This is a genomic window from Paracoccus limosus (genome assembly GCF_009711185.1).
Lineage (GTDB): Bacteria > Pseudomonadota > Alphaproteobacteria > Rhodobacterales > Rhodobacteraceae > Paracoccus > Paracoccus limosus.
This window is the reverse complement of sequence record NZ_WMIF01000004.1, coordinates 92500-107255: the sequence shown is the minus strand read 5'-3', so window position 1 is coordinate 107255 and position 14756 is coordinate 92500. Positions and strand designations below refer to the sequence as shown.

General features: G+C 66.6%; 15 protein-coding genes. 5 read left to right on the top strand and 10 right to left on the bottom strand.

Features of this window, described 5'->3' with window-relative positions; all coding sequences use genetic code 11:
- Window positions 1–2: 2 nt before the first annotated feature.
- Both GL279_RS04520 and GL279_RS04515 read left to right on the top strand, forming a co-directional pair.
- The gene (locus GL279_RS04520; RefSeq protein ID WP_155063413.1) at window positions 3–620 is read left to right on the top strand and encodes a TetR/AcrR family transcriptional regulator; all 618 of its coding nucleotides are present in this window, start codon (window positions 3–5) and stop codon (window positions 618–620) included.
- Window positions 621–703: 83 nt separating this feature from the next.
- On the top strand, window positions 704–1147 hold the full coding sequence (locus GL279_RS04515) for a DUF2852 domain-containing protein (RefSeq protein WP_155063412.1): 444 nt from the start codon (window positions 704–706) through the stop codon (window positions 1145–1147).
- Window positions 1148–1193: 46 nt separating this feature from the next.
- Here the strand turns inward: GL279_RS04515 and GL279_RS04510 are convergent, their stop codons facing one another.
- Genes GL279_RS04510 through GL279_RS04490 form a run of 5 tightly spaced genes read right to left on the bottom strand, consistent with a single transcriptional unit; the run spans window position 1194 to window position 5490 of the window.
- Window positions 1194–2573, bottom strand: coding sequence for a glutamate--cysteine ligase (locus GL279_RS04510; protein ID WP_155063411.1), 1380 nt, complete (start codon window positions 2571–2573; stop codon window positions 1194–1196).
- Between the two features lie 49 nt (window positions 2574–2622).
- Window positions 2623–3138 carry a hypothetical protein gene (locus tag GL279_RS04505; protein WP_155063410.1) on the bottom strand — a complete coding sequence of 172 codons (516 nt, stop codon included), beginning with the start codon at window positions 3136–3138 and terminating at the stop codon, window positions 2623–2625.
- A complete protein-coding gene (locus GL279_RS04500; RefSeq protein ID WP_155063409.1) occupies window positions 3139–3558 on the bottom strand; it encodes a GNAT family N-acetyltransferase in 420 nt (139 codons plus the stop codon).
- Window positions 3555–4691 carry a succinyl-diaminopimelate desuccinylase gene (dapE, locus tag GL279_RS04495; RefSeq protein ID WP_155063408.1) on the bottom strand — a complete coding sequence of 379 codons (1137 nt, stop codon included), beginning with the start codon at window positions 4689–4691 and terminating at the stop codon, window positions 3555–3557. The genes GL279_RS04500 and dapE overlap by 4 nt, the downstream gene beginning before the upstream one ends.
- Before the next feature lie 25 nt (window positions 4692–4716).
- Window positions 4717–5490 carry a sulfite exporter TauE/SafE family protein gene (locus GL279_RS04490; protein WP_155063407.1) on the bottom strand — a complete coding sequence of 258 codons (774 nt, stop codon included), beginning with the start codon at window positions 5488–5490 and terminating at the stop codon, window positions 4717–4719.
- Between the two features lie 213 nt (window positions 5491–5703).
- Here GL279_RS04490 and GL279_RS04485 point away from each other — a divergent pair, with 213 nt between their 5' ends.
- Both GL279_RS04485 and GL279_RS04480 read left to right on the top strand, forming a co-directional pair.
- The gene (locus tag GL279_RS04485; RefSeq protein ID WP_155063406.1) at window positions 5704–7347 is read left to right on the top strand and encodes an acyl-CoA dehydrogenase family protein; all 1644 of its coding nucleotides are present in this window, start codon (window positions 5704–5706) and stop codon (window positions 7345–7347) included.
- 80 nt (window positions 7348–7427) lie between these two features.
- A complete protein-coding gene (locus tag GL279_RS04480) occupies window positions 7428–7865 on the top strand; it encodes an META domain-containing protein (protein ID WP_246175152.1) in 438 nt (145 codons plus the stop codon).
- Here the strand turns inward: GL279_RS04480 and recO are convergent, their stop codons facing one another.
- A complete protein-coding gene (gene recO, locus GL279_RS04475; protein ID WP_155063526.1) occupies window positions 7866–8579 on the bottom strand; it encodes a DNA repair protein RecO in 714 nt (237 codons plus the stop codon).
- A gap of 63 nt (window positions 8580–8642) precedes the next feature.
- Between recO and ade the strand changes: the two genes are divergently transcribed.
- On the top strand, window positions 8643–10418 hold the full coding sequence (gene ade, locus GL279_RS04470) for an adenine deaminase (protein WP_155063405.1): 1776 nt from the start codon (window positions 8643–8645) through the stop codon (window positions 10416–10418).
- Here ade and GL279_RS04465 read toward each other — a convergent pair.
- From GL279_RS04465 to dnaA, 4 genes are all read right to left on the bottom strand, one after another.
- Entirely contained in the window at window positions 10415–10843 is a 429-nt protein-coding gene (locus GL279_RS04465; protein WP_155063404.1) for a VOC family protein, read from the bottom strand. The two genes, ade and GL279_RS04465, sit on opposite strands and share 4 nt — an antisense overlap.
- The gene (gene recF / locus GL279_RS04460) at window positions 10840–11913 is read right to left on the bottom strand and encodes a DNA replication/repair protein RecF (RefSeq protein WP_343039705.1); all 1074 of its coding nucleotides are present in this window, start codon (window positions 11911–11913) and stop codon (window positions 10840–10842) included. Before recF ends, GL279_RS04465 begins: the two co-directional genes overlap by 4 nt.
- Complete coding sequence (gene dnaN, locus GL279_RS04455; protein ID WP_155063403.1) at window positions 11910–13028, bottom strand: DNA polymerase III subunit beta; 1119 nt, start codon at window positions 13026–13028, stop codon at window positions 11910–11912. The genes recF and dnaN overlap by 4 nt, the downstream gene beginning before the upstream one ends.
- Window positions 13029–13099: 71 nt before the next feature.
- Window positions 13100–14452 (bottom strand): chromosomal replication initiator protein DnaA, encoded by a 1353-nt coding sequence (gene dnaA, locus GL279_RS04450; protein ID WP_155063402.1) that lies wholly within the window; start codon window positions 14450–14452, stop codon window positions 13100–13102.
- Window positions 14453–14756 lie beyond the last annotated feature (304 nt).

Sequence of the window (14756 nt, the reverse complement as noted above, 5' to 3'; positions counted from 1 at the left end):
TCTTGCCCCCACGCCAATCCTATCACCACGGCAACCTGCGTCAGGCCCTGGTCGAGGCCACCGTCCGGCTGATCGAGGAAAAGGGCCCGCAGGCCTTTACGCTGGCCGAGGCCGCACGTCTGGCCGGCGTCAGCGCCGCCGCGCCCTATCGGCATTTCACCGGCCGCGACGAGCTTCTGGAGGAGGTCGCCCGACAGGGGTTCGAGGAATTCGCCGGCCGGCTGGAAACCGCCTTTGACCACGGCCGGCCCAGCCCGCTGAGTGCATTCCTGCGCATGGGGCAGGCCTATCTGGCCTTTGCCGCCGAGCGGCGCGGCTTTTACATGGCCATGTTCGAATCCGGCATTTCGATCACCGGCAATGCCGCGCTGACGCAGGCGGCCGACCGCGCGCGCGGCGTGCTGGTCACCGCCTCCGAGGCGCTGTTCCGCCGTCTGCCGCCCGGCCGGCCGCGCCCGCCCGCGGGTATCGTCGCCGATCATATCTGGGCGATGAGCCATGGCGTGGTCGAGCTGTTCGGCCGCGGCAAGCCCGGCGGCCGCTCTCCCATTCAGCCCGCCGACATGCTGGAAAGCGGTGCGCTGATCTATCTGCGCGGGCTGGGTGTCATTCCCGACTGATTTTTGCGGCCGACCCATTGAATGGCGCGGCCGGCCTTCCATCTATGTAAATGTGATTAACATTCACATTGAGAGGACCGTCCATGAACACTGACATCATGTCGCGCCCTACGGTCTTGGACCGGATCGGCATGGCCCTTGCCGGGGTCCGCGACTGGCTTGACGACCGGGGCAAGGGCGCCTGGGTCGCCGCGATCATCCTGGGTTTCGTCGCCTGCTGGCCGGCGGGACTTGCCATCCTTGGCTATACGATCTGGAGCAAACGCATGTTTTCCTGCCGCCACCGTCATCACCGCCATCCTGACCGCTTTGCCCGCTTTGGCGAACGTTTCGGCAGCGCGCCGTTCCCGCCGACCGGCAATGCCGCTTTCGACGCCTATCGCGAGGAGACGCTGAAACGGCTTGAGGACGAGCACCGCGAATTCGTGGATTTCCTGCAAAAGCTGCGCGAAGCCAAGGACAAGGCCGAGTTCGACCAGTTCATGCAAGGCCGCAACAGCGCGCCGCCGGCCGAGCCGCAGCAATAATGCCCGCAAAAGCAAAGGGCCGGGGATCACCCCGGCCCTTGGTGTTTCAATAGGAATATTCGCTGTAGATCGGCGTCAGATCCTGCTGCCATTCGCCATGATACTTGGCCAGCAGCTCATCGGCGGGCACCTTTCCGCTGTCGATGCTTTCCTTGAGCGCGTCCAGGAAATGCGTCTCGTCCGGCACCAGCCTGCCATTGCCCGGCCGCGCCCGCGCCTTCAGCCCGGCCTCGGAAATGGCCACGACTTCGCGCGCCAGATCGCGCATCTTGCGCCCGCCGACCTCGGCATCCAGCGCGTGGAGGCCGGCCTCGCGCCGCCAGCCTTCGCGCGTCTCGGCGTCCCAGCCCTTGACCAGATCCCATGCCGCGTCCAGCGCCGCCTGATCATAGATCAGCCCGACCCAGAAGGCGGGCAGGGCGCAAAGCCTGCGCCACGGGCCGCCATCGGCGCCGCGCATCTCGATGAATTTCTTGACCCGCGCTTCGGGGAATACGGTGGTCAGGTGATCGGCCCAATCCGAGAGCGTCGGCACCTCGCCCGGCAGGGCCGGCAGCTGACCTTTCAGGAAATCGCGGAAGCTTTGCCCTAGCGCGTCGATGTATTTCCCGTCGCGGTAGACGAAATACATCGGCACATCAAGAACATAGTCCACCCATGCCTCATAGCCCATGCCGTCTTGAAACACAAAGGGCAGCATGCCGGTGCGCGCCGCGTCCAGATTTTGCCAGATATGCGCGCGCCAGCTTTTCCAGCCGTTCGGCTTGCCGTCAAGGAAGGGCGAATTGGCGAAGAGCGCATTGGCGACCGGCTGCAGTGCCAGCGCCACGCGCAGTTTCTGCACCATGTCGGCCTCGCTGGCAAAATCGAGGTTCACCTGCACGGTGCAGGTGCGATACATCATCTGCGTGCCCAGCGTGCCGACCCGGCCCATGTAATCGGTCATCAGCCGGTAGCGGCCCTTGGGCATCATCGGCATCTGGTCCTGACGCCAGATCGGCGCCGCGCCAAGGCCGATGAAGCCGGCGCCCAGCTTGTCGGCGATCTCGCGCACTTCGGCCAGATGGCTGTTCACCTCGTCACAGGTCTGGTGGATGGTTTCCAGCGGTGCGCCCGACAGTTCAAGCTGGCCGCCCGGCTCAAGACTGACATTGGCGCCGTCGCGTTCCAGCCCGATGATATGGCCGGCCTCAAGAACCGGGGTCCAGCCAAAGCGCTCGCGCAGGCCCTCCAGCATCGCCTTGACCGAGGGCTGGCCGGCGGGCGCCTCATAGGGCAGGGGCATCAGGTCGGAATGGCGATAGCCGAATTTCTCGTGCTCGGTGCCGATCCGCCAGCTATCCTTGGGTTTCTCGCCCGAGGCGATGTATTCCGCCAGCTGTTCGGGTCGTTCGATCGGGCCGCCGCCCTGTTGAGGAATGGACATCGGTGGCCTTTCATCTGCCTTGCCCGCCACAGGTGGCAAGGCGCGCGTCTCAAGTCAAGCGGGGCCGATCGCCCCTCGTCCAAAGGGTTTGCACCGTGGCGCGCCGGTCGTCCAGTGCCGCCGTCAGCCGGCGCATGTCGAGGCCGGGCAGCGCGGAAAAGGCGCTGGCAAGGCTTTCGGCCCCGGCCGCGTCCAGCGGCACCAAAAGCGCCTGACCGTCAAGGCTTTTCAGCCGCCAATGCGCGCGTCCGTTCAGCCGCAGCAGCCGGATCTCGGACAGGTCGCGCAGCGCGATCTCGCCGCCCAGAATGCGGTCGGGCGACAGATAGCGGATCGCGCCCTCATCCAGTTCGACCAGCCCCGGCGCGCTGGCGTCGCTGCGAAAGCGCATGCGCCGGCGGGCATCGACCGCCCAGGCCAGCGCCGCCGCCGCGATCAGCGCGCCCAGCGGCCAGAACAGCCAGCCGCCCAGCGAAAACACCCACAGCCCGAATGCGATGACCAGTGCCGCAGCGCCGGTCTCGGCCCATGGGCGCAGGCGTTCGGCAAGTTCGGGCCGGATCATCTAGAGCGCCCGTTCCATGTCGTGATGCAGGATGCCGCCATCCATGTATTCCGGGCCATAGGCGGTAAAGCCCAGCTTTTCGTAAAAGGGGATGGCATGGTTCTGCGCGCCCAGTTGCAACCGGGTGATGCCGGGGGTGGTGGCGAATTGCCGGATCGCGGCGCGGATCAGCCCGGCGCCCAGCCCGGTGCCGCGTGCCTCTTTCAGCACGGCGACGCGGGTGATCTTGCCGGTCTCGCCGCGCCGGATCAGCCGCGCGGTGCCAAGGGCCGTGCCCTCGGCGGTGCGGGCCAGCAGATGCACCGCCTGTTCGTCCAGATCGTCCCATTCCTCGTCCTCCGGCACATTCTGCTCGATGACGAAGACGGCGTGGCGGATGGCGCGGCAGGCGGCGATGTCCTGTGTTTCCTCGATGATCATGCGAAATACTGCTCCAGAATGCGGCGATAGATCCGCGCGAGCTGCCGGACCTGATCGGCGGGCACGCGTTCGTCGACCTGATGCATGAAATGCCCGACCAGCCCGAATTCAAGCACCGGGCAGTGATCCTTGACGAAACGCGCGTCCGACGTGCCGCCCGAAGTGGACAGAACCGGGTCGAGCCCGGTTTCCGCCCGCACCACCCCCGCCACCAGCTCGACGAAGGGGCCGGGCCGGGTCAGAAAGCTTTCGCCCGAAACATCGGTGCGGATCTGGAAGGTGACGCCGGTGGCGGTGGCGACGGCCTCGGCCCTGTCACGGATCATCCGGTCCAGCATGTCCGAGGTATGGGCGTCGTTGAAGCGGATGTTAATGGTCGCCCGCGCCTTTTCCGGGATCACGTTCGAGGCCGGGTTGCCGCAGTCGATGGTGGTGATCTGCAGGCCGGAAGGATCGAAATGCTCGGTGCCCTTATCCAGCGGCACGGCGGTCAGGTCGTAAAGCAGCCGCGTCAGTGCATGCAGCGGGTTCCTGGCGCGATGCGGATAGGCGGCATGGCCCTGTTTGCCCTGCGCCTCGATCTCCAGCGTCATCGAGCCGCGGCGGCCGATCTTGATCATCTCGCCCATGCGGTCGGGGTTCGAGGGCTCGCCGACGATGCAGACATCCATGCGCTCGCTGTGCTGGTCCATCCAGTCAAGCAGGGCGCGGGTGCCGTCCTTGCCCGGGCCCTCCTCGTCGCCGGTGATGGTCAGCACGATGGCGCCGTCCGGCGGGGTCTGGGTGACGAAATCCACCGCTGCGGCGACAAAGGCCGCCACGCCCGATTTCATGTCGGTGGCGCCCCTGCCCCAGATCCAGCCGTCGATCTCGGCCCCGGAAAAGGGCGGATGCGTCCAGCTGGCCGGATCGCCCGGCGGCACCACATCGGTATGGCCGTTGAAGCCAAAGGTGCGCGCGCCGCGTGCGCCCCAGCGCGCAAAGAGGTTCGGCGTGCCGTTGCGGTCGATGCGGTGGCATTCGAAACCTGCCGCCGTCAACAGATCGGCAAGCAGTTGCAGGGCGCCGCCCTCGTCTGGCGTGACCGTGCGGCAGCGGATCAGGTCGGCGGTCAGTTGGGCGGGGTCGATCATCGCGGTCTCCTGTCTTGGGGCCGGATTACACCGGCCGGCCCAGCAGTTCCAGCGCCCTGCGCAGCATGTTCAGCCCGGTCAGCACCAGAAGCAGCAGCGTCCAGTGCCGGAACTGGCTGATGTCCAGCCGGTCATGCGCCATGTTGCCCAGCGTCATGCCGAGCATCGCGGGCAGGACCAGAAGCGCCGAAAACGGCAGCGTCTGGGCATTGAGCAGCCCCGATTGCAGATGCGCCACCAGCAGCGCCAGCGCGCCGATAAAGAACACCACGCCCTGCGCCCGCATCTGTTCGTCCTTGGGCGCGTGGATCGACAAAAGCAGCACCAGAAGCGGCGGCCCCCAGATCCCCGAGATGCCGCCGATCAGCCCGCCGATGATGCCGGTGACGATCTCGGCCCGGCGGCGGTGATGCAGCGGCAGCGCAAGGCTGCGCCCGGCCAGTTGCCAGCCGGCATAAAGCGTGACCGGCAGGCCGATGGCGGCATACATCAGCCATTGCGGCACGCGGGTGGCAAAAAAGGCGCTGATCGGGATGAAAAGGACGACCATGCCCAGATGCCAGCGATAATCGCGGCTGACCTGTAGCGCCGGTCCCCAGCCCTGCCGCAGCGCCTGCCGGATATTGGTGACCAGCACGGGCAGGATCACCGCCGCCACCGCCTGCGGCGCGCTAAGAAAGGATCCCAGCGCCGAAAGCATGATCATCGGCATGGCAAAGCCGATCGCGCCTTTGACGAAGCCGGAAAACAGGGTGATGGCCAGCGCCATCGCGAGATGAGGGGGGTCGAGGCCGAACATGGCGGCACTGTTGCGGGGGCTGCGCGGCGGATGCAAGGGGCGGCGCGCAGCCGGGGGCGCTGCCCCCGGACCCCCGGGATATTTGTCCACGAAAGAAGCGGAGAGGGCTATAGGGTCATTATCGTTCGTGTGATGGTATTTGTGCGCATGATAGTTGCGCTGCAATTGCAAAGTCGCTAAGCAGGGCGCAACGCCGCACTGCAGAGGACAGCCATGAAGGACGCTCCCGCCATGCCCGCCGATCTTCTTTCCCGCGCCCGGGCGATTCAGCCCGAGCTTTCCGACCTGCTGGCCGAGGCCACCGAGATCCTGCGCGCGCGTGTGGCGCCGCAGGGCAAGGTGGAGGCGGCGGCGCTGGACCTGCATCAGCATGCGGCCCATGCGCTGTCCTGGCTGGCCACCTATGTCGAGGCGCTGCGGCAATTGACCGATTGGGCCGGGCGTCTGGCCGAGGCCGGCAATCTGGGCCGGATCGAGACGCTGATCCTGCAGATCGGTCTGGGCGAATATCTGACCCAGATCCGCGGCGGTATCCCGATGAGCCAGACCGAATTCGCGCGACTGTCCGATCTGGGGCTGGACTGGCAGCCGGGCGAGGCGGCGCGGGCGCTGATGGCGGGCAACACGCCCGAGGCGCGGGCCGAGCTTGCGGCCTTGATGCAGGACAATCACGGCCGGGCGACCTTCGGCGCCTCGGGGCTGGACGAGGATCTGGAGATGATCCGCGATCAGTTCCGTCGCTATGCCGAGGATCGCGTGATCCCCAACGCGCATGAATGGCACCTGAAGGATCAGCTGATCCCGATGGAGATCATCGAGGAACTGGCCGAACTGGGGGTCTTTGGCCTGACCATCCCCGAGGAATTCGGCGGGCTGGGCCTCACCAAGGTCTCGATGGTGGTGGTGACCGAGGAATTGTCGCGCGGCTATATCGGCGTGGGCAGTCTCGGCACGCGCTCTGAAATCGCGGCCGAGCTGATCCTGTGCGGTGGCACCGACGCGCAAAAGGCGAAATGGCTGCCCCAGCTTGCCTCGGGCGAGATCCTGTCGACCGCCGTGTTCACCGAGCCGAATACCGGCAGCGATCTGGGCAGCCTGCGCACCCGCGCCGTCAAGGATGGCGACGATTGGGTGGTCACCGGCAACAAGACCTGGATCACCCATGCGCAGCGCACCCATGTGATGACGCTGCTGGCGCGCACCGATCCGGCCAGCACCGACTGGCGCGGGCTGTCGATGTTTCTGGCCGAAAAGACCCCGGGCACCGACGACGACCCCTTCCCGACCCCCGGCATGACCGGCGGCGAGATCGAGGTTCTGGGCTATCGCGGCATGAAGGAATACGAGCTGGGCTTTGACGGTTTCCGCGTGCGTGGCGAGAACCTTCTGGGTGGCGAGCGCGGAAAGGGCTTTAAACAGCTGATGGAAACTTTTGAATCGGCTCGGATTCAGACGGCGGCCCGTGCCGTCGGCGTGGCACAATGCGCAGCCGAGACCGGCATGCGCTACGCCATCGACCGCAAACAGTTCGGCCGCTCGCTGATCGAGTTTCCGCGCGTCGCCGACAAGCTGGCGATGATGGCGGTCGAGATCATGATCGCCCGCCAGCTGACCTATTTCAGCGCCTGGGAAAAGGATCACGGCCGGCGTTGCGACCTTGAGGCCGGGATGGCGAAACTGCTGGGCGCGCGCGTCGCATGGTCCTCGGCGGACAACGCCTTGCAGATCCATGGCGGCAACGGCTTTGCGCTGGAATATTCCATCAGCCGGGTGCTTTGCGACGCGCGCATCCTGAATATCTTCGAGGGCGCGGCCGAGATTCAGGCTCAGGTTATTGCACGCAGGCTACTGGGCTGACGGGAAATTCCGCCCCCGGCTGGACAGGCGGGGGCGAACAGGCATTATGGCCGTCAGATGACAGAACCCGGAGCTGCCCCATGGCCTGTATGACGACCCGAATCCTGACCGCCTCTGCCGCGCTGGCCGTGGTTACCGCCGTTTCGGCGTGCGAGCCGCAAAACCCGCCGGCGCCTGGTGCGGCCGTGCCCACCGGACATTATGTTCTGGTCGGGATCGGTTCTGACACCGTGCCGCAGCGCAATGTCGGCCTGACAATCGAATCGGATGGCTCTATTTCCGGCACCGGCCCCTGCAACACCTATTCGGCCAAACAGACCGCAACGCCGCCGGCCTTCAAGCTGGGACCGTTGATCACGACCAGGATGGCCTGTTCGGGACTGGCGGGTCAGCTTGAGAACCGCTTCTTCGCGGCGGTCGGTCAGGCGGATGGCATCAGTTATCAGGGCGGCGTGCTGAAGATCACCGGGCCAACCTATCTGACCTTCGAGCCGGGCTATCGCAAGGACGAGAAGTGATCATTTCCCTGCCGTCAGCCGCGCCACCAGACGGGCGCGCGCCGGCGGCAGCGGTTTGCCGGCATGGGCCTCGGCCAGCCGGGCCGACAGGAAAAACCCGGTCAGCGCCAGCGCATCCGCCAGCCCGCCATTGCCGCGCCCGCCCAGCATCGCGGGCAGCGGCAACAGGCGCGGCGCCCAGTCACCGGCGGCTTGCGCGCTGACCGCGCGGCCGCTGCGCGGGCTGACATAGGCCAGCCCCTCGCGCGCGCCGGTGACGGCGCAACGCTCCAGATCAAGGCCAAAGCCCAGATCCTGCAACAGCCGCATTTCCCAGCGCAGATAGGCTTCGTGCCACGGCGTGCCCTGGTCCATCTGGTCCAGCAGCGCCTCGGTCGCGTCCGACAGGCGCGGATGCGGGTCACGCTCGGGCAGGGCAAAGACCAGAAGTGCGGTCACCGCATTCACCCCGGCCAGCGCATCGCCGCTGTCCAGAAGCCCCGGGCGCGCCCGGTCCGGCTCGGCGGTGAATGTGCCCAGCTGATCCTCAAGTCGCGCGCGCCAGCGCAGGTTGACCCGGTTGCCCGGTTGCAGCATGGCGGCGCGCTTGGCGCTGGCACCGCCCGGCACCAGCCCGCGCATCAGCCCTGCCTCGCGTGACAGCACCGTCAGGATCACGGCACTCTCGCCATGCCGCACCCGGGTCATCACGCTGGCCTCGCCGCTCCATTCCATCACGCCGCCTTTCCTTCGGCGTCACCCTGCCGCAGATTGGGCGCCATGAACAAGGAGACAGGCATGCTGAAGGCGTGGATCGAGGCGCAACCCAGACTGGTCGAAGTGGCGGCGGGCCGTGCGCCGGCGGATCTGGTGATCCGGGGCGGGCAATGGGTGAACGTCCACACGCGCGAGGTGATCCCCGGCATCGACGTGGCGGTGGCCGATGGCCGCGTGGCCTATGTCGGGCCGGATGCCGGGCCCAGCATCGGGCCGCAGACGCAGGTGATCGAGGCCAAGGGCCGCTACATGCTGCCGGGCCTGATCGATGCGCATATGCATGTCGAATCGGGGATGCTGACGCCGGCGGGCTTTGCGGCGGCGGTGATCCCGCATGGCACCACGACGATCTTTCACGACCCGCATGAGGTCGCCAATGTGCTGGGCCTCGACGGTGTGCGGCTGATGCGGGACGAATCGCTGATCCAGCCGATCAGCATGTTCACGCAGATGCCCAGCTGTGCGCCCTCGGCCCCGGGGCTCGAGACCACGGGCGCGCCGATCAGCGCGGGCGAGGTGGCGCAGGCCATGGGCTGGGACGGCATCATCGGTCTGGGCGAGATGATGAACTTTCCCGGTGTTGCGGCGGGTGACGAGCAGATGCTGGCCGAGATCGCCGCGACCCGCGCGGCAGGCAAGACGGTGGGCGGCCATTACGCCAGCCCCGATCTGGGCCGGCCCTTTCACGCCTATGTCGCAGGCGGTGCTGCGGATGACCATGAAACCACCAGCGAGGCGCAAGGCATCGCCCGCGTGCGGCAGGGCATGGGCTGCATGATGCGGCTGGGCAGCGCGTGGTATGACGTCGAAACCCAGATCACCGCGATCACCGAAAGGGGCCTTGATCCGCGGTTCTTCATCCTGTGCACCGATGACAGCCATTCCGGCACGCTGGTCCATGACGGGCATATGAACCGGGTGGTGCGCCACGCCATCGCCTGCGGCTGCGACCCGCTGATCGCGATCCAGATGGCGACGATCAACAGTGCCAGCCATTTCGGGCTGGAGCGCGAGCTGGGCAGCATCACCCCCGGACGCCGGGCCGATGTGATCCTGACCAGCGACCTGACCGCCTTGCCGATCGAACTGGTGATCGCGCAGGGGCAGGTGGTGGCCGAGGCCGGGCGGCGGCTGGTCGATTGCCCGCGCCTTGACTGGCCCGACAGCGCGCGTAACTCGGTGCATCTGGGCAATGTGCTGACCGGGGCGGATTTCGAACTGCCGGCTAAGGGCGATCAGGTCCGCGTGCGGGTGATCGGCGTGGTCGAGAATCAGGCTCCGACCCGTGCGCTGGAGGCCGATCTGCCGGTGCGCGACGGGTTGATCGAGGCCGAGGGCGAGATCTGCCAGATCGCGCTGGTCGAGCGGCATCGCGGCGCGGGCGGCGTGGTCAATGGCTTTGTCTCGGGCTTTGGCTATCGCGGGCGGGTGGCGGTGGCCTCGACGGTCGCGCATGACAGCCATCACATGATCGTCGTCGGCACGGACCGCGAGACGATGGCGGCGGCGGCGAACCATCTGGGCGCGGTCGGCGGCGGCGTGACCGTGTTCCGTGACGGCGCCGAACTGGCGACCGTCGCCCTGCCCATCGCCGGGCTGATGTCGGACCAGCCCGCCGAAGAGGTCGCAGAGGCCGCGCAGGCCATCGTTCAGGCGATGCAGGATTGTGGCTGCACGCTCAACAACGCCTATATGCAGCATTCGCTGCTGGCGCTGGTGGTGATCCCGGAACTGCGGATCTCGGATCTGGGCATCGTCGATGTGCGCGAGTTCCGCATCGTGGACCTGATCGTCTAGCCGGGCAGGGTCAGGTTGCCCATAGCGTCCAGCGGCCAGAACGGGTTGGTGGCGATTTCCCAGGCATGGCCGTCGGGATCGGCGAAATAGCCGGAATAGCCGCCCCAGAACACCTTTTCGGGTGGCTTGATCGCCCGCGCCCCGGCGGCAAGCGCGGCGGCAAAGACCGCATCGGTCTCGGCATCGTCGGCGCAGTTCTGCGCCAGCGTGATTGCGCCGCGGCCCAGCTCGGCCTCGGGGCGGTTCTGATCCTTGGCCAGCGCGGCCAGATCGAACAGCGACAGCGCCGCGCCGTTCATCTGGTAAAGCGCAAGGCCGGGCTGGCTGGCCGGATGTTCGGACCAGCCCCAGTCGCGGTAAAAGGCGCGGGCGCGGGCCAGATCCTGGACGCCCAGGGTGATCAAAGTGACGCGTTGACGGTTCATGACATGACCTCGGATGTGGCGCCGTCGCGCTGGACGGCCAGGAACTGGCCGCGCCCCTGCAAGGCCTGAAACAGCTCCGGCCCGGTGCCGGTCAGCAGGCTTTGTGCATCGAGCGCGCAGATTTCGTCGTAGAGCGCCGCGCGGCGGTCGCTGTCCAGATGCGCCGCCACCTCATCGAGCAGCAGCACCGGGCTTTCACCATCAAGCGCGCGGGCGTTGGCAAGGATCAGCGACAGCAGCAGCGCCTTTTGCTCGCCGGTCGAGGACAGGGCGGCGGGCATGTCCTGCGGTCCCCAATGCGCGCCAAGATCGGCGCGATGCGGCCCGCTGAGCGTGCGGCCGGCGGCCATGTCACGGCTGCGCCCTTCGGCCAGCCGGGCGGCGATGCTGGCGGGGTCGGGATCGTCGGCGCAGCCTTCGCCGGGCAGCAGCGTCAGGCGGCCGGCGGGAAAGCTGGTTTCGGCCCCGTCCTGCGCCGCCATGATCCGGGCCAGCGCGTCCTGCCGGTTGCGGGTGATCGCGGCGCCCATATCGGCCATCTGGCTTTCCAGCGCGCGATACCAGCCGGCATCGCGGATTTCATCCTTGAGCAGGCGGTTGCGTTCCCGCATCGCCTTGTCATAGCATAGAGAATCCTCGGCATGCCCGGGACTGAAGCTCAGCGTCACGCGGTCAAGAAAGCGGCGCCGCGCCTCAGGCGGGTCGGTCCACAGCCGGTCCATCGCCGGTGTCAGCCAGATCACCCGCATCAGTCCGCCAAGCGCGATTTGCGTGGCCGCCTTGTCGTCGATCTGCACCTCGCGCGGCTGGCCGGGCAGGGCGCGCGTCTGGACCTGATGCTCGCCGATCTGCGCGCGGATCTGCCAGCCGACGCCGGGACCCTGCCGGGCCTGATCGCCGGGCGTCGCCCCGCGCATGCCGCGGCCGGGCGACAGCATCGAGACGGCTTCCAGAATATTGGTCTTGCCGGCGCCATTCGGGCCGTGAATGGCCAGCGGGCGGCGGTCAAGGGTCAGGTCCAGCCGGGCCCAGCTGCGAAACTGGGCCAGATGCAGATGTGAAAGCGTCACACCCGCATCGGCATCACGACATAGACCGCGCTGGTGTCGCCGCCTTCGCGGATCAGCGCGGCATCGCCCGAACCGTTGAACAGGAACACCGCGTTTTCGCGTTCGATCTGGCTGGCGATCTCGTGCAGGTATTTCGCGTTGAAGCCGATCTCCAGAGGCTCGTCGGCATAGGCGACGGGCAGCTCTTCGTCGGCGGCACCGGAATCGGGGGCGTTGACCGACAGCACCAGCCGATCCTCGTCCAGCGCCAGCTTGACGGCGCGCGAGCGTTCACTGCTGACGGTGGCGACGCGGTCAACGGCCTTGGCGAAATCGCCGGCGTCCACCTCCAGCTTGCGGCTGTTGCCGTGCGGGATGACGCGGGTGTAATCCGGGAAGGTGCCGTCGATCACCTTCGAGGTCAGGGTGATCATCGGCGTGGCAAAGCGCACCTTGGTTTCGCTGACCGATACCGCGATTTCGGTCTCGTCATCGTCCAGAAGCTTGCGCAGCTCGGCGACGGTCTTGCGCGGCACGATCACGCCCGGCATGTCGCTGGCGCCTTGCGGCAGGGCAGCGTCGATGCGGGCCAGACGGTGGCCATCGGTCGCCACGCAGCGCAGCGACGGGCCTTCCTCGCCCTCGGCCACATGCAGATAGACGCCGTTCAGGTAATAGCGGGTTTCCTCGTTCGAGATCGCGAACTTGGACTTGTCGAACAGCCGGCGCAGCACCGCCGAGGGGGCCGCGAAATTCGCCGCATATTCCGAGGCGGACATGACCGGAAAATCTTCGCGCGGCAGCGTCGCAAGGCTGAAGTTCGAGCGCCCGGCCTGCACCGCCAGCCGTTGCGAGGCGCCGTCCAGCGACAATTGCACCAGCGCGCCATCCGGCAGCTTGCGGGCAATATCGTTCAGCATCGAGGCGGAAACCGTGGTCGCGCCCGGCTGGCCGACCTGCGCATTGGCGCGGTAGACGATTTCGGTATCCAGATCGGTGGCGCGAAAGCTGATGCCCTCGGACGTGGCCTCGATCAGCACATTGGCCAGAATTGGAATGGTGTTGCGCCGTTCGACCACGGATTGGGCTTGCGAGACGGCCTTGACCAAGTCGGCGCGTTCAATGGCGAATTTCATGGTCGGTCCTTATCCTCGATCCGGCGCGGGGCGCCAATTTGGCACAATCCCGCGCGGGGTCAAGCGGACAATCAGGCTTCCAGCAGGCGACGCAGCAGGTCGATGTCCTCGGCGAGGCTGCGGTCGGCGCTGCGCAGTTCCTCGATCTTCTTGACGCCATGCATGATGGTCGTGTGATCGCGCCCGCCAAAGCGGCGGCCGATCTCGGGCAGGCTACGCGAAGTCATCTGTTTGGCCAGATACATCGCGATCTGACGCGGACGGGCGACCGTCCGCACCCGCTTTGGGCCGATCATGTCCGACAGGCGGATATTGTAATGCTCGGCGACCTTGCGCTGGATTTCCTCAATCGAGACCTTGCGGTCATTGGCGCGCAGGATGTCGGCCAGACATTCCTGGGTCATGTCCAGGGTGATCTCGCGGCCCATCAGGCTGGCAAAGGCAAACAGTCGCTGCAACGCGCCTTCCAGCACGCGCACGTTCGAGGTGATGCGATGCGCCAGAAACTCCAGCACGCCCGGCGCCAGTTGCAGGCCCGGATATTGCACGCGGAAAGCATCGGTCTTGGATTGCAGGATGCCCAGCCGCAGCTCGTAATCGGTCGGGTGCAGGTCGACGACCAGACCGCATTGCAGGCGCGACTTGATGCGCTCTTCCATGTCCTTGATCTCGCCCGGCGCGCGGTCGGCCGAGATGACGATCTGTTTGCCCTGATCGACCAGCGTGTTGAACGTGTGGAAGAACTCTTCCTGCGTCGAATCCTTGCCGGCGATGAACTGCACGTCATCGACCATCAAGACCGAGACGGTGCGGAACAACTCCTTGAAATCCATCACGGTGCGGTCGCGCAGCGCCTGAACAAAACGATACATGAACTGCTCGGCCGACAGATACAGCACCCGCGCCTCGGGCTGGCGCAGCTGGATCTCGCGCGCGATGGCGTGCATCAGGTGGGTCTTGCCAAGCCCGACGCCGCCGTAAAGGAACAGCGGGTTGAAGGTCACCGGCCCGCCTTCGGCGACGCGGCGTGCGGCGGCATGGGCCAGCTCGTTCGGCTTGCCGACAACGAAGTTTTCAAAGGTGAAACGGCTGTCCAGCGGCGCGGCCAACTCTTCGTCCTGCCGGGCAGGGCTGCGCGGCGCGGCGGGCGCGGGGGCAGCTTCGGCGGCAGGCTGGCGGGCGGATTGGGCGCGGGTTTCAAAGCTCAGCCGGTGCACGGGGCCGCCCAGACGGTCCAGCACCTGCAGGATGTCATCGCTGTAATGGCGCGACACCCAGTCGGTCAGGAACGAGGTCGGGCAGGTGATGCGCGCGGTGCCATCCTCGACCGCGTTCAGGCAAAGCGGCTCGATCCAGGTCGAGAAACTGTTGGCTCCGACGATCTTTTGCAGCTCTTCGCGCGCCTGTCCCCAAATCCTGTCCATCTCGCCCAAGTCCGTATCCTCAGCCCATATCCTGCCGGGCGTTCCCGGCCTGCCCTGCGTCACAACGGCACATGGAGAGAGGTCACGCGGTCAACAGGCCAGCCCCGCCAGAAACTGGCGCGACGGGCATGTATCCCCCGATTCCAGACATGAACAGCGGACCGGTGGCAGCCGGTCGGGCCTGTTCCTCGGTAGCTGATCGTCCCCGATCGCACTGCCTTGCCTGCGTCACGACGGCAGCGTCATCCACAGGCTATGTCCCCCAGGTGCGAAGTGAATCGCAGTAGTGAAACTAGCAAGAAGC

Bases quoted from the DNA above. Each gene is read 5' to 3' on its own strand.
- GL279_RS04515 (WP_155063412.1), top strand. From the start codon at position 704: ATGAACACTGACATCATGTCGCGCCCTACGGTCTTGGACCGGATCGGC.
- GL279_RS04510 (WP_155063411.1), bottom strand. From the start codon at position 2,573: ATGTCCATTCCTCAACAGGGCGGCGGCCCGATCGAACGACCCGAACAG.
- GL279_RS04505 (WP_155063410.1), bottom strand. From the start codon at position 3,138: ATGATCCGGCCCGAACTTGCCGAACGCCTGCGCCCATGGGCCGAGACC.
- GL279_RS04500 (WP_155063409.1), bottom strand. From the start codon at position 3,558: ATGATCATCGAGGAAACACAGGACATCGCCGCCTGCCGCGCCATCCGC.
- dapE (WP_155063408.1), bottom strand. From the start codon at position 4,691: ATGATCGACCCCGCCCAACTGACCGCCGACCTGATCCGCTGCCGCACG.
- GL279_RS04490 (WP_155063407.1), bottom strand. From the start codon at position 5,490: ATGTTCGGCCTCGACCCCCCTCATCTCGCGATGGCGCTGGCCATCACC.
- GL279_RS04485 (WP_155063406.1), top strand. From the start codon at position 5,704: ATGAAGGACGCTCCCGCCATGCCCGCCGATCTTCTTTCCCGCGCCCGG.
- GL279_RS04480 (WP_246175152.1), top strand. From the start codon at position 7,428: ATGGCCTGTATGACGACCCGAATCCTGACCGCCTCTGCCGCGCTGGCC.
- recO (WP_155063526.1), bottom strand. From the start codon at position 8,579: ATGGAATGGAGCGGCGAGGCCAGCGTGATGACCCGGGTGCGGCATGGC.
- ade (WP_155063405.1), top strand. From the start codon at position 8,643: ATGCTGAAGGCGTGGATCGAGGCGCAACCCAGACTGGTCGAAGTGGCG.
- GL279_RS04465 (WP_155063404.1), bottom strand. From the start codon at position 10,843: ATGAACCGTCAACGCGTCACTTTGATCACCCTGGGCGTCCAGGATCTG.
- dnaN (WP_155063403.1), bottom strand. From the start codon at position 13,028: ATGAAATTCGCCATTGAACGCGCCGACTTGGTCAAGGCCGTCTCGCAA.
- dnaA (WP_155063402.1), bottom strand. From the start codon at position 14,452: ATGGACAGGATTTGGGGACAGGCGCGCGAAGAGCTGCAAAAGATCGTC.